Below are 17695 nucleotides of genomic sequence, written 5' to 3'. Positions count from 1 at the left end.
GTTGTACTTCCTCAATTAAACCAGGACGCCGGACTGGCGCATGGCCTGCCGCAGCGGTTCGTGACAGGCAGCACTGAGCCAGGTGAGCGGCAGACGGATACCGTCCGGCATCAAGCCCATTTCATGCAGCGCCCATTTCACGGGGATAGGGTTGGATTCGATAAACAGGGTTTTATTGAGCGGCATCAGCTTTTCGTGGATGGCACGAGCAGTCACGGCGTCGCCCTTGAGCGCGGCGTTGCACAGGTCGGCCATGTCACGCGGGGCGACGTTGGCGGTCACCGAGATGTTGCCTTTGCCGCCCAGCAGGATCAGCTCGACAGCGGTGGCATCGTCACCGGAGATCACCAGGAAGTCTTTGCTGACACCGTCGATGATCGCCTTGGCACGGTCCAGGTCGCCAGTGGCTTCCTTGATACCGATGATATTTTTCACGGTCGACAGGCGGATCACAGTCTCGGCCTGCATGTCGCACGCGGTGCGGCCAGGCACGTTGTAAAGGATCTGCGGGATATCGACCGCTTCGGCGATGGCCTTGAAGTGCTGGTACAAGCCTTCCTGGGTCGGCTTGTTGTAGTAAGGCGTGACCAGCAGGCAGGCATCGGCGCCAGCGACCTTGGCATTAGTGGTCAGCTCGATGGCTTCGCGCGTCGAGTTGGCACCGGTACCGGCGATGACCGGGATGCGCCCTGCAACCTGCTTGACCACGTAACGAATCACTTCGATGTGTTCGTTCACGTCTAGCGTGGCCGATTCACCTGTAGTGCCGACCGCCACGATGGCGTGGGTGCCGTTTTGCAGGTGAAAGTCCACCAGTTTGCTCAGGCTGTCCCAGTCGAGACGACCTTGTGCATCCATGGGTGTGACCAGTGCCACCATACTGCCCGCAATCATGCAACCGCTCCTGCCGGAAAAAGAGAGCCGTAATGGTACTGGCGCCAAGATGCTTGTACAAGCGAAGTACTGCGCTGCTGCCATTCCCCTTGGCGCTGCTTTTCGCTACCCTTCAGACTTTGATCGGTACTGATAAGCTCGTACGCCGGGTTCCAGCCTCCATTTTCGGCATCACAAGCCCCGATCCAGCGTTGCCACCCCTCGCTCCGGTCACTCTGGAGCACGTTGCAACCTTCGGCCCGGGTTTTCTGAATTCGTCTGCGCAGGGTCGCCCCCGGCTAAAAAAGCCCGTAGAAGTATCGACCGCTCATCGCTTTAGGAATGCTGCATGTCCACCCCCACAGTTCGCGAACAATTCCTTGTCATCAGTGCCCTCGGCGCCAACCCCATGGAGCTGACTAACGTCCTGTGCCGCGCCAGCCATGAAAACCGCTGCGCCGTGGTCACCTCTCGCCTGACCCGTCATGGCGAGTGCAGTGCCCTGATCCTCGAGATCTCCGGCAGCTGGGACGCTCTGGCCCGCCTGGAAGGCAGCCTGCCAACCCTCGCCAAGAAGCACGCCTTCACGGTCAACGTGGTGCGCAGTGCGGCACTGGAGAACCGTCCTCAAGCCCTGCCTTACGTTGCCTATGTCAGTTCCGCTTACCGCTCGGACATCATCAACGAGTTGTGCCAGTTCTTCATGGACCACAACGTCGAGCTGGAAAACCTGACCTGCGACACGTATCAGGCGCCGCAAACCGGCGGCACCATGCTCAACGCCACGTTTACCGTGACGCTGCCGGCCGGCGTGCAAATCAGCTGGCTGCGCGATCAGTTCCTGGATTTCGCCGATGCGCTGAACCTGGACGCCCTGATCGAACCGTGGCGCCCACAAAACCCAATGTAAGGAAGCTTTCATGGCCGTTGCTATCGACCAACCGGTTACCGACTTCGAAGCACCCGCCACCAGCGGGCAGACCGTCAGCCTCGCGAGCCTCAAAGGCAAGCAAGTGGTGATTTACTTCTATCCGAAGGACAGCACCCCGGGCTGCACGACCCAAGGCCAGGGCTTTCGCGATCAGCTTGAGGCCTTTAAGGCTGCCAACACCGAAGTCTTCGGTGTGTCCCGTGACAGCCTGAAATCCCACGAAAATTTCAAAGCCAAGCAGGCATTCACCTTCGAGCTGATCAGCGACAAGGAAGAAGCGCTCTGCCAGCTGTTCGACGTGATCAAGCTGAAAAAGCTCTACGGCAAGGAATATATGGGCGTTGATCGCAGCACTTTCCTGATCGACAAGGACGGTGTGTTGCGTCAGGAATGGCGCGGCGTGAAGGTGCCGGGGCATGTGGATGCGGTATTGGCTGCGGCTCAGACCTTGAACAAGGCTTGATACCGAAAAAGATCGCAGCCTTCGGCAGCTACGCCGATCGCGGAGCTTCTGTAGGAGCTGCCGCAGGCTGCGATCTTTTTGATCACCATCGTTCTAGAGCAACGGAGCCACCACCGGCTCCTTGCGCGGCCAGGCATCCAGCACGGCCTTGAACAGTGTCGCCAGGGGAATCGCAAAGAATACCCCCCAGAAGCCCCACAACCCGCCAAACAACAGCACCGCGCAGATGATCGCCACCGGGTGCAGGTTGACCGCCTCCGAGAACAGCAGCGGTACCAGCACGTTGCCATCCAGCGTCTGAATGATTCCGTAGACCGCCATCAGGTAGATGAACTGATCACTCCAGCCCCACTGGAACAACGCGATCAGCAGCACCGGCACCGTCACCACCACCGCCCCGACGTAAGGCACCACCACCGAAACGCCCACCAGCAACGCCAGCAGCGCCGCGTAATTGAGCCCCAAAGCGACGAACGCGATGTAGGTCACGCCACCGCAAATGATGATTTCAATGACCTTGCCGCGAATGTAGTTGGCGATCTGCCGATTCATCTCTTGCGCAACCCGAGTGATCAGCGCCCGCTCACGCGGCAGGTAGCCGCGCACCCACTGCCCGATCATTTCCCGGTCTTTCAGGAAGAAAAACACCAGGATTGGCACCAACACCAAATAGATCATGATGTTGACCAGCAGCGGCAGGCTCGACAGCGAGAATGTCAGCGCCCACTGACCGAACTTGCCGATTTCGCCCCGGGCCACTTCAATGGCTTGCAGCACCTGCTCGTCGGACACCAGATGCGGATAGCGCTCGGGTAACAGCAACAATAGCGACTGCCACTTGGCGAGCATGCCGGGCAGTTCGTTGAACAAGGTGATCAACTGATGCCAGAGCAACGGCACCACCACTACGATGAACACCAGCAACAACCCCATGAACAACGCGAAGACCAGCCCCACGGCCACACCACCGGGAACGCGCAGGCGCTCAAGGGTGACGACCAGCCCCTGCATCAGATACGCCAGCACCATCCCGGCCAGCACTGGCGCGAGCATGCCGCCCAACGTGAGCACCGCGGTAAACCCCAGAATCAACAGCACCGCCAGCACCACGGCCTCTTCGTCGGAGAAGTAGCGCTGAATCCAGTCCCGTAACACTTTGAACATCAATAATCCTTAAGAACGAACGCAGCCGGTTTCAGGCTTTTTTCAACCAATAGCGGTAAACACCCGCCTCGTCTTCTTCGAGCAGCAGCGTATGACCGGCCAATCGGGCAAAGGTGCGGAAGTCGCGCTGAGAACCCGCGTCCGTGGCGATGACCTTGAGTACCGCACCGCTGGCCATGCGATTAAGCTCAAGTTTGGCCTTGAGCAACGGCAACGGACAATTCAGGCCACTGGCGTCCAGTTCCACGTCATGGGCTACAGCGTCGGTCATTGCATCACTCCGGATCAGGTGGTTGAGCGGCCTAGAATATCTGGTCCGAAGGCCAGTGTCCGGCTACAGTAAGGTCTTTGTCGACTAAGGCTTTGTGCATGACTTTTTTGCGCCCTACCCTGCTGACGCTCGCTTGCCTGCTTGCCTCACCAGGCTTCGCCGACGACCTGCCATCACTCGGTGACGCCAGTTCTGCCATTGTCTCGCCGCAACAGGAATACCAATTGGGCCGCGCGTGGCTGGCAATGTTGCGCAGCCAGGTATTGCAGCTCAATGATCCGCAGCTCAAGGATTATGTCGAATCCAGCGTCTACAAACTGGTGGAAACCAGTCAGGTCACTGACCGACGCCTGGAGTTCATCCTGATCAACAGCCCGCAGCTCAACGCCTTTGCCGCGCCGGGCGGGATCATCGGGGTCAACGGCGGCTTGTTCCTCAATGCCCAGACCGAAGGTGAATATGCTTCGGTGCTGGCTCACGAATTGGCTCACTTGTCGCAACGCCACTTCGCCCGAGGCGTCGAAGCCTCGCAACGCATGCAAGTGCCGATGATGGCCGCTCTGTTGGCCGGGATCGTGATTGCCGCCGCTGGCGCCGGTGATGCCGGGATCGCCACCATTGCCGGTACCCAGGCAGCAGCGATCCAGGAACAACGACGCTTCTCGCGCCAGAACGAACAGGAAGCCGACCGGATCGGCATCCTCAATCTGGAAAAGGCCGGTTACGATCCGCGCTCGATGCCGAACATGTTCGAGCGCTTGATGCGTCAGTACCGCTTCGATGCCAAGCCACCGGAATTCCTGCTGACTCACCCGGTGACCGAATCGCGGATCGCCGACACCCGTAACCGTGCCGAACAGTCCAAACCGGGCGGCATCGAAGACAGCATGCGTTACCAGCTGATTCGCGCACGGGTGCAACTGATCTACGAAGAAACTCCTGGCCTGGGGGCCAAACGCTTCCGCGCCCAATTGGATGAGAACCCGAAAAACGACGTCGCGCGCTACGGCTTGGCCATTGCCCAGATCAAGGGTGGCCAATTGAACGAGGCACGGGAGAATCTCAAGCTACTGCTGGCCACGGCGCCGAACGAGATTATCTACAACCTGGCTCAGGTCGATCTGGACATCACCAACAATCGCCTGCCGGAGGCCCAAACGCGGGTTGATCGACTGTTGACTCAGTATCCGGGCAACTACCCGCTGAACCAGGTCCGTGTCGACTTGCTACTCAAACAAAACCGTACTGCGGACGCGGAAAAAGCCCTGGAAAGTTTGCTCAAATCTCGTCCGGACGATCCGGATGTCTGGTACATGGTGGCGGAGACTCGCGGCCTGTCGGGCAACATCATTGGCTTACACCAGGCTCGCGCCGAATACTTCGCTCTGGTCGGCGATTACCGCCAGGCCATTCAGCAACTGGACTTTGCCAAGCGCAAGGCCGGAAGCAACTTCCCATTGTCGTCACGGATCGATGCACGGCAACGAGAGCTGATGGAGCAAGAGCGCATGGTCAAGGACATGATGGGCTGATCTGCTCCTGGAACAAAAACTTCAGACACAAAAAAACCGCCTCTTTCGAGGCGGTTTTTTATTCAGCCAACAACCGGTTTATTCAGCCAGTTTGAAGGTGATGAAGCTGGCACGACCTTGACGCAGAACCCGCATCGACACCGAGCGGTTCTTCGGCAGTGCCTTGGCGATCTCGGTGAACTCCTTGGTGGAGCCGATCGCCTGGTTGTTCAGGTGAGTAATCACATCACCTGGCTGCAAGCCGATCAGCGAAGCAGGACCGTCCTGGATGTCCTTGATCACCACGCCGCCCTTGAGGTCGTTGGCTTTCTTCTGCTCATCGGTCAGCTCGGCAACGGAAACACCCAAGCGGTTGCTGCTGCCCTCAACCCCGGATTTCGCCTGCGCACCCAGCTCTTTTCCTTCCTCCGGGATTGCGCCGACGGTCAGCTCGACGTTCTTGCGCTTACCCTCGCGGATCACTTCAAGATTAGCCTTGGCGCCTGCCTTGAGCGCGCCAACCAGGTGTGGCAGATCAGCAGACATGACGATCGGTTGACCGTTCATGCTCAAGATCACGTCGCCCACCTGCAGGCCACCCTTGGCCGCCGGGCCGTCATCCTGGATCTGAGCCACCAGCGCACCGGCCGGCTTCTCCAGACCGAACGACTCAGCCAGGTCCTTGTTCACCTCCTGAATCACGACACCCAACCAGCCTCGGCTGACTTTGCCGCCGCTTTTCAGTTGATTGGATACGTCCATCGCGACATCGATCGGGATCGCGAACGACACACCCATGAAGCCGCCCGAACGGGTGTAGATTTGTGAGTTGATCCCGACCACTTCACCGTTCAGATTAAACAGCGGGCCACCGGAGTTACCCGGGTTGATCGGCACGTCGGTCTGGATGAACGGGACATAGTTTTCGTTCGGCAGGCTGCGACCGATGGCGCTGACAATGCCTTGGGTCACGGTGTGGTCAAAGCCGAACGGCGAACCGATGGCGACAACCCATTGGCCAGCCTTCAGGTCCTGGGATTTGCCGAGTTTGAGAACCGGCAGGTCCTTGCCCTCGATTTTCAGCAACGCCACGTCGGAACGCGGGTCGGTGCCGATCAGTTTGGCTTTCAACTCACTGCGGTCGGCCAGGCGGACAAGAATTTCGTCGGCATCGGCGATCACGTGGTTGTTGGTCAGGATGTAGCCATCAGGCGAGATGATAAAACCCGACCCCAGGGACTGCGCTTCGCGCTGACGATCGCCGCGAGGCGAACGTTGTTGCGGCATGCCGCGCTCAAAGAACTCGCGCAGCGCTGGCGGCAGGCCTTCAAGATCCGGCATCTGGCTGGACACTTTGCGATCAGGCAGTTTCTGCGTGGTACTGATGTTCACCACCGCAGGCGAGGCCTGTTCAACCAGTTGCGTGAAGTCAGGCAATTCGGCCGCTTGAGCAGAGACCGCCTGACCGAGCACCAGCACGGTGGCAAAAATGGAGAGGTAAGACTTCAAGCGTGGTATCGACATACGGCTCCCGTTACGACGAGCATGGTTAAGCGATATGGAGCAAGGAACACCGGGAACGATACGCCGGTATTTTTGTTCCGGGAACAACAAACAAGGCCAGAGCCGTGAGGCTCTGACCTATAGAAAAATTCAGGGAGATTTGCAAATTGAAATGTTCACCAAACATTTCGACATCTCAATGGTGGAATGGGCATCGCTGGCCTCTCGCACAATCAAATTGCCGATCCATGAGCATCACAATTCAGCTCACTGTTTGGCCGCAGTAGCATCGGAGCGCATGGACAGCGCAATGCGTTCGGCGGTACCGATAGGGATCTCACCGACCACGGTCACCATGATCTCGCCCTGAGGCGTAGTCAAGCGTCGGGAAACCGCTACGGTTGGACCCAACTGGGTACGCGTATCGGTGACAGTAGCGCCGTTCAACGGCTCAAGAAACACCGAGAAGCGGGCCAAGCCATCGTCATACATCAAGCTACTGACCTGAGTTTTGGTCTCAGGGTCTTTGCGCGAAGAACTGCTACTGAGTTCGAAACCAGGCGGTAACCAGTCCGAATGCCAGACCTCGGCGGTTTTAAGCGCCTCTGCCTTGTCAGGTTCCAGGGAGACTGTCTTGCAATCAGGACCTGCCTGCAAATCTTTGTCTGATGGGACATCGGCGGTATCCAGTTGCGTGAACTGGAATCGCTCGAGCAACTGACCCTTGTCATTTAGCAGCAATGACTTGAGGGGCAAGCCGGTCTCCTTGTCCAGATGTAACTCGAAACCGTAACGATGCTGGTCACGCGGCGTCAGTGAAACGATCACCGCCGCACGCCCAGCCACACGCGACTTACCGATGACGGCAAGGTCGTACCAATTCTTGAGCTTTTGTGGATCGAGTGCACGAGCAGCAGATTTGGGAGACTCCCCCAGCCCCGCTATCAGGGTGCCGCTGACGCATTGAGTATGCCCATCAATGCGCACGACTTCCTGTGCCGAGCCGTCGAGCTGGAGTAAACGCTCGCGGACCTTGCCATCCTGGACGCGGTGCCAGATGTTATGGGTAGAAAAACTACCGTTACGCTCGTAAACAAAAGTACCGTGGAAGCTTTGCGTTTGCTCGGCCTGGCCCAGACGGGTCAACCAGTCTTGGGCTTCATCAGCGTGGGCTGGAACAACAAACCAGCCACCAAGCAGAAGCGTAAGTAGAGGTATGGCGCGCATGATCCTCCTTAACGGTTTTCCAGGCTTGCTGCACGAGCATAAGGCAGAGCACTTTCAGTGCCTTTCAAGGCAGCCTGTTGAGCATGTTGGCGCAAGTAACTTGGCAGACGCTGATCGTGCCAGCCCGGCTGACCTTGCAATACGCCGTTGGCCATAGGGCCAGTGGCTTCCGAGCTCTCACTGTAGCCTGCCAATACAGCTGGGCCCTTGACCTGAGGAACGGCCAGAGCAGGCTGATTGGATTGCTGAGCCAGTTCGACGCCAGCAATTTCGTCCTGGTTGTACAGACGAACACCTGCCAGTACGGCGATGGTCACCGAAGCAGCAACGGCCAGACGACCCAGGCTGCGCCATGGACCGCGAGATGCCTTGGCCGGGACGGCTTCGTCTTCCAGCGTAGCAGAAACTGCCGCAGCGATGTCCAGACGTGGAAGCAGCAGATCCTTATGCATGACTGCCCGAGCGATCTGGTAACGAGCCCAGGTATCGCGGGTTTCAACATCGTCAAAGGCATTCAGTACCCGACGCAACTCCAGCTCATCCGCTTCGTTATCCATCACTGCGGACAGCGATTCCTGCAGGGCTTCACGACTCATGGCGTTCCTCTCTTGGCTGTCGCCGCTGTCTCAGTTTTCCTGCAACAACGGCTGCAGGGCTTTATCAATGGCTTCCCGAGCCCGGAAAATCCGGGAACGCACGGTACCCACCGGACACTGCATAACCGCCGCAATGTCCTCGTAACTCAGACCATCGAATTCACGTAAAGTTAAAGCCGTACGCAAATCTTCTGGCAGTTGCTGGATGGTTCGATGGACGGTGCCTTCGATCTCATCCCGCAGCAATGCGCGTTCTGGCGACTCGAGATCCTTGAGGCCATGATCGCCATCGTAGAACTCTGCGTCTTCAGAACTGACATCGCTATCCGGCGGCCGGCGGCCGCGTGAAACCAAATAGTTTTTCGCCGTGTTGATGGCGATGCGGTAAAGCCACGTATAAAACGCGCTGTCTCCGCGGAAATTACCAAGTGCACGGTACGCCTTGATAAAGGCTTCCTGTGCGACATCCTGGGCTTCATGGGTGTCGTGCACGAAACGCACGATCAACCCGAGAATTTTGTGCTGGTATTTCAGCACTAGCAGATCGAAAGCTCGCTTGTCGCCGCGTTGGACGCGCTCGACCAGCTGCTGATCCTCTTCCTGGGTTAGCATGAACACTCCTCGATAAGCTCGAAGGAGGCTTGCATAACTAAACGACCAGACTTGCAAACATAGACTCGGGCTTTTCGCAAAAGTTCTCCCCCTTCAAGCAAGTTTCCTGCGGGCTCTGATTTGGCACGCACGAAAAGCGCAGCTCGGGATAACCCGGCTGCGCGAATAATCTTGTCATCGGATTCGCCGGCAAGGACCAAACAGCAGGTCCCGCTCTGAAGCCGACACTGTCCCTTGATTCAGGCAACCAGCTATTGATCTTGGGCCTTTGGCAAAAGTTCCAAATATTTATAGCTGCGTGCAACCGACATTGTGCGACTGCGAAGCGAAAAAGACTGTTAAATCCTCGATACAGTCGCCTTGTCGCCGAACCGGTGAAAAAAACTTCCGACGAAGCGTCCGGTCTTTTCCGTCACAGTAGTTTCACAATGCCATGTAGGCCCGGCTATTGTGCCGCTCCCCCCCTCTATATACTAGTGGGCTGTGTGGCTGCCTGACTCGCCGATCCAGGTGTCTTGCGCCAACCCCGACCCGGGTCGCTTTGAGCGGAATCCTGAAATGAGCCAACAGTTTCAACACGATGTTCTGGTCATTGGCAGCGGCGCTGCCGGTTTGAGCCTTGCGCTGACCTTGCCCGGTCATCTGCGCATCGCCGTACTGAGCAAAGGCGACCTCGCCAATGGCTCGACTTTCTGGGCCCAGGGCGGTGTCGCTGCCGTGCTGGATGATACCGACACCGTCGAGTCCCACGTCGATGACACGCTCAATGCCGGCGGCGGCCTGTGCCATGAAGACGCCGTGCGGTTTACCGTCGAGCACAGTAAAGAAGCCATCCAGTGGCTGATCGACCAGGGCGTTCCGTTTACCCGCGATGAAGAGTCTGGCACGGAGGACGGCGGTTTCGAGTTTCACCTGACCCGCGAAGGCGGCCACAGCCATCGGCGCATCATCCACGCAGCCGATGCCACCGGTGCGGCGATCTTCAGAACCTTACTGTTCCAGGCCCGACAACGGCCGAACATCGAACTGCTGGAACAACGGGTCGCAGTCGATCTGATCACCGAAAAACGCCTGGGCCTGGAAGGCGACCGTTGCCTCGGTGCCTACGTACTCAACCGCACCACCGGTGAAGTCGACACCTACGCCGCCCGCTTCGTGATCCTCGCTTCCGGTGGCGCCGCAAAGGTCTATCTCTATACCAGCAATCCCGACGGCGCTTGCGGGGATGGCATTGCCATGGCCTGGCGTTCGGGCTGCCGGGTGGCGAACCTGGAGTTCAACCAGTTCCACCCCACGTGCCTGTATCACCCACAGGCCAAGAGTTTCCTGATCACCGAAGCCCTGCGCGGCGAAGGTGCGCACCTGAAGCTGCCCAACGGCGAACGCTTCATGCAGCGCTTCGACCCGCGCGCCGAACTGGCGCCACGTGACATCGTCGCCAGGGCCATCGACCACGAGATGAAGCGCCTGGGCATCGATTGCGTCTATCTGGACATCAGCCACAAGCCCGAAGCGTTCATCAAGACCCACTTCCCGACGATGTACGAACGCTGCCTCGAGTTTTCCATCGACATCACCAAGCAACCGATCCCGGTGGTTCCGGCGGCGCACTACACCTGCGGCGGCGTGATGGTCGATCAACAAGGCCGCACCGATGTGCCCGGCCTGTATGCCATTGGCGAGACCAGCTTCACCGGGCTGCACGGTGCCAACCGCATGGCCAGCAACTCGTTGCTGGAGTGTTTCGTCTACGCGCGCTCGGCGGCGGCGGACATTCTCGAGCAGTTGCCTCAGGTGTCGATTCCGACCGCCCTTCCCGTCTGGGATGCGAGCCAGGTGACCGACTCCGACGAAGACGTGATCATTGCGCACAACTGGGACGAATTGCGGCGTTTCATGTGGGACTACGTGGGCATCGTGCGCACCAACAAGCGCTTGCAACGGGCACAGCACCGTGTGCGGCTGCTATTGGACGAAATCGACGAGTTCTACAGCAACTATAAAGTCAGCCGGGATTTGATCGAGTTGCGCAACTTGGCCCAAGTTGCGGAACTGATGATCCAGTCAGCGATGGAGCGCAAGGAAAGTCGCGGTCTGCATTACACCCTCGACTACCCGAACATGTTGCCTGAGGCACTGGACACTATTCTGGTGCCGCCCACCTACGCCGACTGAACCTGAGCCGAACCCGCAGGCGTCGGTGCAGATCCGCCGCCTGCGAATCATGAGGCACACAAATTGTCCTGACCCGACGCTTGCCGCGCAGACGAAACCGCAGTATTACGACCAACGGTAGCGCCAGACTGTCCGGCCTTAGCTGGACCGATTGCCAACCCTGAGCCTGATTCCACAACTGCCAACCATCAGCGTCCCGGCGCAAGCCACAATATGCCTGCGGGTGCGTCAGCAAAATCTGCCGTGGCAATACCCAAAAGCCGTGTGCCAGGCACAGCAAAACACCGAGCGAACTGGCCCAGAGCGGTATAGAGAGAAGAAACAACGCACCCAGCGCGAACAGCTGGGCCAGAAGATACGCCGCCAGCAACTGCCGTGAGGCATGCCAGCGGCATTCGAACGCATTACTTGGGCTGGACACGATCCAGGATCATGCGAACCATGCGCTGAAGCTCCGGATCTTCCGATTCGGCGCGCTCCATGAACCAACCGAACATGTCCTGATCTTCGCATTCGAGCAGCTTGCGGTAGCAATCGCGGTCGACATCATTGAGATGCGGATAGACCTCTTTCACGAACGGCACCAGCAATACGTCAAGCTCAAGCATGCCGCGGCGGCTGTGCCAGTAGAGGCGATTCAGTTCAACATCTTCGACCATGGAGCGCTCCTCAAATAGGCGGCAAGTATACAGCCCCGCGCCCGGTCGAACAGTCGGCTTTGGTCGGTCCCTCTCGAGCTTTTGTGAACTACCCATTTCATGGGCGTCCCCTTATGATGTCTCCCAGACTCTTTACCCTGCGATGACCCATGGCCGATTCTGCTTTTTTCTGCACCCTGTCACACGAAGGCGTTCTCGCGGTCCGCGGCGCGGATGCCGGCAAATTCCTGCAGGGCCAATTGACCTGCAACCTCAACTACCTGAGCGACACCCAGGCCAGCCTCGGCGCCCGTTGCACCCAGAAAGGCCGGATGCAGTCGAGTTTCCGCATTCTGCTGGAAGGCGACGGCGTTCTCCTGGCCATGGCCACCGAGCTGCTGGAGCCGCAACTGGCGGACCTGAAAAAGTACGCAGTGTTCTCAAAATCCAAACTGACCGATGAAAGCGCTGCCTGGGTGCGTTTCGGCCTCGATCATGGCGATGCGGCACTGAGCAGCCTGGGTCTTGAGCTGCCGGCCGACACCGACAGCGTTGCGCGCAACGACGGCCTGATCGCGATTCGTGTTTCACCTGGACGCGCCGAACTCTGGACCGCCGCCGATCAAGCCGATGCCATCAAGGGCAAGCTGTCCGCCCTGCTGGCCGAAGGCGATCTGAATCAATGGCTGCTGGGCCAGGTCCGCGCAGGGATCGGCCAGGTCATGCCGAGTACTCGCGAGCTGTTCATCCCACAGATGCTCAACCTGCAAGCCGTTGGCGGCGTGAGTTTCAAGAAAGGCTGCTACACCGGCCAGGAAATCGTCGCGCGTATGCAGTACCTGGGCAAACTCAAGCGCCGGCTGTACCGCTTGCAACTGGATGGCATTGAATTGCCGGAACCCGGCACACAACTATTTTCCCCGACCCACGGCAGCTCTATTGGTGAAGTGGTGATTGCCGCGCGCGGCGAACAAAATATTGAACTCCTGGCCGTGCTGCAAGCCGAAGCAGCAGAGGGCGGCGACATTCACTTGGCAGCGCTAGAAGGCCCTGCCCTGCACTTGCTCGACCTGCCCTACGCGCTGGATCGCGATAAAGAAATCCAGCGTTAACAGCAGTATTTTTTTGCAAGACCCTAGAGAACAGAAATGAGCGAGCTGGCGGATAAGGTCCAACAGGATTTGGTTGAGGCCATCGATAACGATGACCTGGTTCTGCCAACATTACCGGAAGTGGCCCTGCAAATTCGCAAGGCCGCTGAAGATCCGGAAATCAGCGTAAGCACCCTGAGTAAAGTAATCGGCCGCGATACCGCGCTGTCGGCGCGCCTGATCAAAGTGGTCAACAGCCCGTTGCTGCGTGCAACCCAGGAAGTCACCGACCTGCACACGGCCATCACCCGGCTGGGCGTGAACTACAGCAGCAACCTGGCCATCGGTCTGGTGATGGAACAGATTTTCCACGCCCGATCTGAAGTGGTGGAACAGAAGATGCGCGATGTCTGGCGCAAAAGCCTGGAAATCGCCGGGGTCAGTTATGCACTGTGCCGCAGTTACACCCAGCTCAAACCGGATCAGGCTGCGCTGGGCGGGTTGGTGCATCAAATTGGTGTACTGCCGATCCTGACGTACGCCGAAGACCACTATGAGCTGCTCTCGGACCCGGTCAGTCTCAACCATGTGATCGACCGCATTCATCCGTTGCTCGGCGACAAGCTGCTCAGCGTCTGGGAATTTCCGGAGATGTTGGTGAAGTTGCCGGGGCAGTACCTGGATTTCAAACGCGATTCCGGGCGGGTCGATTATGTCGACCTGGTACAGATCGCCAGCCTGTATTGCCACAAGGACAGCGACCACCCGCTGGCCCGCATCGACGTGCTCAGTGTTCCGTCGTTCAAGAAGCTGGGGATTGATCCCGAGAATGAGGCGATGTGCAGGGATCTGGAAGAATCGCGGTCGATGTTCTACTGATCCAAGACCGAGGCGCGCCCTTCGCGAGCAGGCTCGCTCCCACAGGAAAATGCATTCCAGAGTGGGAGCGAGCCTGCTCGCGAAGAGGCCTGCAAGAGCACCGCAGAATCATCCGGCAATAAAACTCACCCGAACCTTCAACCCCGCGGCCTCCCCGTCATGCAGGCTGATCTGCGCCAAGTGCGCGCGGCAGATCTCACCGACAATCGCCAAGCCCAACCCTGATCCCGCGACCTGCTGGTTTCGCCGATAAAAGCGCTCAAATACCCGATCGCGCTCTTCAAGGGGAATCCCGGGGCCATCGTCCTCGACCTCCAGCACCGCCGGCGCCGTCACGCGAAGGATCACATTGCCACCGGGCGGTGTGTGGGCCAATGCGTTATCCACCAGGTTGCTCAGCAATTCGTTCAACAACGTCGGCTCACCGCGCAGCCACACCGGCTCGTCCGCCTCCAGCGCCAGCGCCACGCCGCGTGCGTGGGCCAGCGGGGCCATCGCCATGCCCAGTTCCCGGGCCAATTGGCTCAGGTCCAGCAACTGGGCGCCGCCCTCGGCAATCGCCCGTGCGCCGTTTTCGACCCGAGCCAGGGAAAGCAACTGATTGGCCAAATGCGTCAGGCGATCCGTTCCTTGGGCCGCGGTTTCCAGGGTGCTGCGCCAGGTTTCCGGTTCGCTGGCGCGCAAGCCCAATTCCAGTCGTGCCTTGAGCGCCGCCAGCGGTGTACGCAGTTCATGGGCCGCATCGGCAATGAACTGCGCCTGACGCTCGAACTGCCCGCGCAAGCGTTCGGTAAAGTGATTGAGTGCGCGCACCAGCGGCCACAACTCACGCTGCACTTCCACCAGCGGCAACGGCCGCAGATCATCGGACTGGCGCTCTTCCACTGCGGTGCGCAAACGCTCTAATGGGCGCAACGCCGCGCTGACCGCAAACCAGACGATCATCAGTGCGCCAATCGCCAACATGCCGAGCCGCAGCAAGGTATCCGCCGCGAGGCTGCGGGCCATGCGCACCCGCGCTTCATCGGTCTCCGCCACGCGGATTTCCGCCATGCCGTTCATGTTCGGTTCGATCACCGCTTTAAGCAGGCTCACCACCCGCACGTTCTGCCCTTGGTAAGTGGCGTTGTAGAAACGCGCCAGCGCCGGGTAGTCGTCGGTGCGCGGCGTTCCCGGCGGCGGTCCGGGGAGGTTTTCGTAGCCGGAGATCAGCTTTTGATGGATGTCGTTGACCTGGTAATAAATTCGCCCGGCACTGTCGTAAGCGAAAGTATCGAGGGCGACGTAAGGCACGTTCGCGCTGAGGCTGCCATCACGCTGGGACAAGCCGGCGGCAATGGTCCGCGCCGAAGCCAGCAAGGTGCGGTCATAAGCGGTGTCGGCGGCTTCGCGACCGTTCCAATACGCGCTCAAACCACTGGCCAACATCAACACCACCAGCAACAGCGCCAGGTTCCACAGCAACCGCCAGCGCAGGCTGCTGGGCTTATGCATCGCGGCTTTCCAACAAGTAGCCGAGGCCGCGGAAGGTCACGATTGCCACCGGTTGGCCATCGAGTTTCTTGCGCAAACGGTGGACGTAGATTTCGATGGCGTCGGGGCTGGCCTCTTCGTCCAGGCCAAATACCTGGGAAGCCAGTTGTTCCTTGCTCATCACCCGGCCAGGACGGGCGATCAGCGCTTCGAGCACGGCTTGTTCGCGAGAAGTCAGGGTCAGCAATTCTTCGCCGAGGGTGAAGCGCCGGGTGTCCAGATCATAGGCCAGCACGCCGCAGCGCTGCTGCCGCTCACCGCCTAAAACGCTGCGCCGCAGCAAGGCTTTGACCCGAGCTTCGAGTTCGGTCAGTTCGAACGGTTTGGCGAGGTAATCGTCTGCACCAAGGTTCAGGCCATGGACCCGATCCTTGACGTCGCTGCGGGCGGTCAGCATCAGCACCGGCAGATTTTTACCCCGGGCCCGCAGACGCGCCAGCACTTCAAAACCATCCATGCGCGGCAGGCCGACATCGAGGATCGCCATGGCGTATTCCTCGCTGCTCAAGGCCAGGTCGGCCGCCACGCCATCGTGCAAAACATCCACGGTCAACCCGGTGCTCTTGAGCGCCTGGGCGACACTTTCGGCGAGCTGCAGATGGTCTTCGACGAGCAGGACACGCATGGATTTTTACCTCGTTCAGGGATGGTCGACGCCATTCTTTGGCGCGGAGTTTACAGCCGCAACCGCTGCTGTGAAGCCCGAAATCCGTGAAAGTCAGCTGAAAGGTTAGCGAAAGGTTGGCCCGTTAGAGTCCAGCCACGGACCGTTTCGACTGTCCGTCGCTGCTGCCACACAGCGATACGAAAAACGCCTCGAAGCGTTTTCGCCAATAAGAACAATAACGGAGTACTTCACGATGCTGTCCATGCAGCTTCAGGCTCGCCCGCCTGTTCGTTTTTCCCGCCTCAGCCAGACCGCCCTTGCCAGTGCCGCCGCCTTCGCCGGCTTTTCGCCGTTGAGTTTTGCCGACTTCATTGAAGACAGCAGCGCCACCTTCGAAACCCGCAACATGTACTTCAATCGCGACTTTCGCGATGGCACCAGCGCCCAGCAATCCAAGCGTGACGAATGGGCCCAGGGCTTCATGCTCAATTTGCAGTCGGGTTACACCGACGGCACCGTGGGGTTTGGTGTCGATGCGCTGGGCATGCTGGGGGTCAAGCTCGATTCGAGTCCCGACCGCACCGGCACCGGCCTGTTGCCGACCCACGATGACGGTCGCGCGGCCAATGAGTACTCCAAACTTGGCCTGACCGGCAAAGTGAAGATCTCCGCCACCGAACTGAAAATCGGCAGCCTGATCCCGGAGCTGCCGATCCTCAAGCCCAACGACGGGCGCATCCTGCCGCAGACCTTTGAAGGCGGAATGCTGACCTCCAAAGAGGTCAAGAACCTGACCTTCACCGGTGGTCGACTGGATAAAGCCAAAGACCGCGACAGCACCGATTTCGAGGACATTGCCCTCAACAACAAGAACAGCCGTTTTGCCGGCACAGCCGCTGGCAAGCACTTCGACTTTGGCGGCGTGGATTACAAGTTCACCGACAAAATCACCGGCAGCTACCACTTCGCGCAACTCGATGAAGTCTATAACCAGCACTTCCTCGGCGTGGTCGCCTCGCAACCGTTCGGCCCCGGCACGTTCGGCACCGACCTGCGACTGGCCATCAGTAACGACCAGGGCGCGGCCCGTGGCGGCAAGATCGACAACAAATCCCTCAACGGCCTGGTGAGCTATGCCTTGAGCGGGCATAAATTCAGCGCCGGTTATCAGCACATGTCCGGCGACAGTGCCTTCCCGTATGTCGATGGCAGCGACCCGTACCTGGTCAACTTCGTGCAGATCAACGACTTCGCCGGCGCCGAAGAGCATTCCTGGCAAGCGCGCTACGACTTTGACTTCGCCAAACTGGGCGTTCCCGGCCTGAGTTTCATGAGCCGTTACCTGAGCGGTGACAACATCAAGCTCAAGAACGGTGAAGAAGGCAAAGAGTGGGAGCGCAACACCGAGATCAAATATGTAGTACAAAGCGGCGCGCTAAAGGACGTCGCCGTGCGCCTGCGTAATGCCACCTACCGTTCCAACTACTCCGCTCGCGATGCCGATGAAGTGCGTCTGCTGGTGAGCTATAGCGTTGCACTTTGGTAATTGATTGAACCGCCGAAGGCTAAAAGATCGGAGCCTTCGGCAACTCCTACACACATCCATACAACAAAAAATCTG

Annotated in this window: 18 protein-coding genes; 7 read left to right on the top strand and 11 right to left on the bottom strand. The window is 59.0% G+C overall.

All coding sequences use genetic code 11. The features are described from left to right. Positions 1-15: 15 nt before the first annotated feature. Entirely contained in the window at positions 16-894 is an 879-nt protein-coding gene (dapA, locus tag JFT87_RS11920) for a 4-hydroxy-tetrahydrodipicolinate synthase (protein WP_201201498.1), read from the bottom strand. 328 nt (positions 895-1222) lie between these two features. Here dapA and JFT87_RS11915 point away from each other — a divergent pair, with 328 nt between their 5' ends. Both JFT87_RS11915 and JFT87_RS11910 read left to right on the top strand, forming a co-directional pair. Next, positions 1223-1783, top strand: coding sequence for a glycine cleavage system protein R (locus tag JFT87_RS11915; RefSeq protein WP_017336973.1), 561 nt, complete (start codon positions 1223-1225; stop codon positions 1781-1783). Positions 1784-1793: 10 nt separating this feature from the next. After that, positions 1794-2267 (top strand): peroxiredoxin, encoded by a 474-nt coding sequence (locus tag JFT87_RS11910; protein ID WP_201201496.1) that lies wholly within the window; start codon positions 1794-1796, stop codon positions 2265-2267. Positions 2268-2360: 93 nt separating this feature from the next. Here JFT87_RS11910 and JFT87_RS11905 read toward each other — a convergent pair whose 3' ends face one another. Continuing rightward, entirely contained in the window at positions 2361-3431 is a 1071-nt protein-coding gene (locus tag JFT87_RS11905; protein ID WP_201195256.1) for an AI-2E family transporter, read from the bottom strand. A gap of 31 nt (positions 3432-3462) precedes the next feature. Further along, positions 3463-3702 (bottom strand): sulfurtransferase TusA family protein, encoded by a 240-nt coding sequence (locus tag JFT87_RS11900; RefSeq protein WP_201201494.1) that lies wholly within the window; start codon positions 3700-3702, stop codon positions 3463-3465. Between the two features lie 98 nt (positions 3703-3800). On the opposite strand from JFT87_RS11900, the gene JFT87_RS11895 reads away from it, so the two are divergent. After that, positions 3801-5234, top strand: coding sequence for a M48 family metalloprotease (locus JFT87_RS11895; RefSeq protein ID WP_201201492.1), 1434 nt, complete (start codon positions 3801-3803; stop codon positions 5232-5234). Positions 5235-5312: 78 nt separating this feature from the next. On the opposite strand, the gene JFT87_RS11890 is transcribed toward JFT87_RS11895, so the two are convergent. The 4 genes from JFT87_RS11890 to rpoE all read right to left on the bottom strand — a co-directional run bounded on the left by JFT87_RS11890 (position 5313) and on the right by rpoE (position 9151). After that, complete coding sequence (locus JFT87_RS11890) at positions 5313-6737, bottom strand: DegQ family serine endoprotease (protein ID WP_201201490.1); 1425 nt, start codon at positions 6735-6737, stop codon at positions 5313-5315. A 246-nt stretch (positions 6738-6983) separates the two neighbouring features. Next, positions 6984-7943 (bottom strand): MucB/RseB C-terminal domain-containing protein, encoded by a 960-nt coding sequence (locus JFT87_RS11885; protein ID WP_201201489.1) that lies wholly within the window; start codon positions 7941-7943, stop codon positions 6984-6986. Positions 7944-7951: 8 nt separating this feature from the next. Beyond that, positions 7952-8539 carry a sigma-E factor negative regulatory protein gene (locus tag JFT87_RS11880; protein ID WP_201201485.1) on the bottom strand — a complete coding sequence of 196 codons (588 nt, stop codon included), beginning with the start codon at positions 8537-8539 and terminating at the stop codon, positions 7952-7954. Positions 8540-8569: 30 nt separating this feature from the next. Beyond that, positions 8570-9151 (bottom strand): RNA polymerase sigma factor RpoE, encoded by a 582-nt coding sequence (gene rpoE, locus JFT87_RS11875; RefSeq protein ID WP_007944079.1) that lies wholly within the window; start codon positions 9149-9151, stop codon positions 8570-8572. Positions 9152-9709: 558 nt separating this feature from the next. Here rpoE and nadB point away from each other — a divergent pair. Beyond that, positions 9710-11326 carry an L-aspartate oxidase gene (nadB, locus tag JFT87_RS11870; RefSeq protein WP_201201483.1) on the top strand — a complete coding sequence of 539 codons (1617 nt, stop codon included), beginning with the start codon at positions 9710-9712 and terminating at the stop codon, positions 11324-11326. Here the strand turns inward: nadB and JFT87_RS11865 are convergent. Together JFT87_RS11865 and JFT87_RS11860 are read right to left on the bottom strand one after the other, a co-directional pair. Further along, positions 11295-11747, bottom strand: coding sequence for a protein YgfX (locus JFT87_RS11865; RefSeq protein WP_201201482.1), 453 nt, complete (start codon positions 11745-11747; stop codon positions 11295-11297). The two genes, nadB and JFT87_RS11865, sit on opposite strands and share 32 nt — an antisense overlap. Further along, complete coding sequence (locus JFT87_RS11860) at positions 11731-11985, bottom strand: FAD assembly factor SdhE (protein ID WP_007944081.1); 255 nt, start codon at positions 11983-11985, stop codon at positions 11731-11733. Before JFT87_RS11860 ends, JFT87_RS11865 begins: the two co-directional genes overlap by 17 nt. A 149-nt stretch (positions 11986-12134) precedes the next feature. Between JFT87_RS11860 and ygfZ the strand changes: the two genes are divergently transcribed. Then, positions 12135-13076 (top strand): CAF17-like 4Fe-4S cluster assembly/insertion protein YgfZ, encoded by a 942-nt coding sequence (gene ygfZ, locus JFT87_RS11855; protein ID WP_201201480.1) that lies wholly within the window; start codon positions 12135-12137, stop codon positions 13074-13076. 36 nt (positions 13077-13112) lie between these two features. Continuing rightward, positions 13113-13934 carry an HDOD domain-containing protein gene (locus JFT87_RS11850; protein WP_201201478.1) on the top strand — a complete coding sequence of 274 codons (822 nt, stop codon included), beginning with the start codon at positions 13113-13115 and terminating at the stop codon, positions 13932-13934. Between the two features lie 108 nt (positions 13935-14042). On the opposite strand, the gene JFT87_RS11845 is transcribed toward JFT87_RS11850, so the two are convergent. Together JFT87_RS11845 and JFT87_RS11840 are read right to left on the bottom strand one after the other, a co-directional pair. Beyond that, complete coding sequence (locus JFT87_RS11845; RefSeq protein WP_201201476.1) at positions 14043-15428, bottom strand: sensor histidine kinase; 1386 nt, start codon at positions 15426-15428, stop codon at positions 14043-14045. Next, complete coding sequence (locus tag JFT87_RS11840; protein ID WP_054046730.1) at positions 15421-16092, bottom strand: response regulator; 672 nt, start codon at positions 16090-16092, stop codon at positions 15421-15423. The genes JFT87_RS11845 and JFT87_RS11840 overlap by 8 nt, the downstream gene beginning before the upstream one ends. A 235-nt stretch (positions 16093-16327) precedes the next feature. Here JFT87_RS11840 and JFT87_RS11835 point away from each other — a divergent pair, with 235 nt between their 5' ends. Then, positions 16328-17620 carry an OprD family porin gene (locus JFT87_RS11835; protein WP_201201474.1) on the top strand — a complete coding sequence of 431 codons (1293 nt, stop codon included), beginning with the start codon at positions 16328-16330 and terminating at the stop codon, positions 17618-17620. The last annotated feature ends 75 nt before the right edge of the window (positions 17621-17695 follow it).

The sequence above is a fragment of the Pseudomonas sp. TH15 genome, assembly GCF_016651105.1.
GTDB lineage: Bacteria > Pseudomonadota > Gammaproteobacteria > Pseudomonadales > Pseudomonadaceae > Aquipseudomonas.
Note: the sequence above shows the minus strand (reverse complement) of the source record. Positions and strands in the feature narration are given on the sequence as shown.

Excerpts from the sequence above, each read along its gene's own strand:
- dapA (WP_201201498.1), bottom strand. The coding sequence starts at position 894 with ATGATTGCGGGCAGTATGGTGGCACTGGTCACACCCATGGATGCACAA.
- JFT87_RS11915 (WP_017336973.1), top strand. The coding sequence starts at position 1,223 with ATGTCCACCCCCACAGTTCGCGAACAATTCCTTGTCATCAGTGCCCTC.
- JFT87_RS11910 (WP_201201496.1), top strand. The coding sequence starts at position 1,794 with ATGGCCGTTGCTATCGACCAACCGGTTACCGACTTCGAAGCACCCGCC.
- JFT87_RS11905 (WP_201195256.1), bottom strand. The coding sequence starts at position 3,431 with ATGTTCAAAGTGTTACGGGACTGGATTCAGCGCTACTTCTCCGACGAA.
- JFT87_RS11900 (WP_201201494.1), bottom strand. The coding sequence starts at position 3,702 with ATGACCGACGCTGTAGCCCATGACGTGGAACTGGACGCCAGTGGCCTG.
- JFT87_RS11895 (WP_201201492.1), top strand. The coding sequence starts at position 3,801 with ATGACTTTTTTGCGCCCTACCCTGCTGACGCTCGCTTGCCTGCTTGCC.
- JFT87_RS11890 (WP_201201490.1), bottom strand. The coding sequence starts at position 6,737 with ATGTCGATACCACGCTTGAAGTCTTACCTCTCCATTTTTGCCACCGTG.
- JFT87_RS11885 (WP_201201489.1), bottom strand. The coding sequence starts at position 7,943 with ATGCGCGCCATACCTCTACTTACGCTTCTGCTTGGTGGCTGGTTTGTT.
- JFT87_RS11880 (WP_201201485.1), bottom strand. The coding sequence starts at position 8,539 with ATGAGTCGTGAAGCCCTGCAGGAATCGCTGTCCGCAGTGATGGATAAC.
- rpoE (WP_007944079.1), bottom strand. The coding sequence starts at position 9,151 with ATGCTAACCCAGGAAGAGGATCAGCAGCTGGTCGAGCGCGTCCAACGC.
- nadB (WP_201201483.1), top strand. The coding sequence starts at position 9,710 with ATGAGCCAACAGTTTCAACACGATGTTCTGGTCATTGGCAGCGGCGCT.
- JFT87_RS11860 (WP_007944081.1), bottom strand. The coding sequence starts at position 11,985 with ATGGTCGAAGATGTTGAACTGAATCGCCTCTACTGGCACAGCCGCCGC.
- ygfZ (WP_201201480.1), top strand. The coding sequence starts at position 12,135 with ATGGCCGATTCTGCTTTTTTCTGCACCCTGTCACACGAAGGCGTTCTC.
- JFT87_RS11850 (WP_201201478.1), top strand. The coding sequence starts at position 13,113 with ATGAGCGAGCTGGCGGATAAGGTCCAACAGGATTTGGTTGAGGCCATC.
- JFT87_RS11845 (WP_201201476.1), bottom strand. The coding sequence starts at position 15,428 with ATGCATAAGCCCAGCAGCCTGCGCTGGCGGTTGCTGTGGAACCTGGCG.
- JFT87_RS11840 (WP_054046730.1), bottom strand. The coding sequence starts at position 16,092 with ATGCGTGTCCTGCTCGTCGAAGACCATCTGCAGCTCGCCGAAAGTGTC.
- JFT87_RS11835 (WP_201201474.1), top strand. The coding sequence starts at position 16,328 with ATGCTGTCCATGCAGCTTCAGGCTCGCCCGCCTGTTCGTTTTTCCCGC.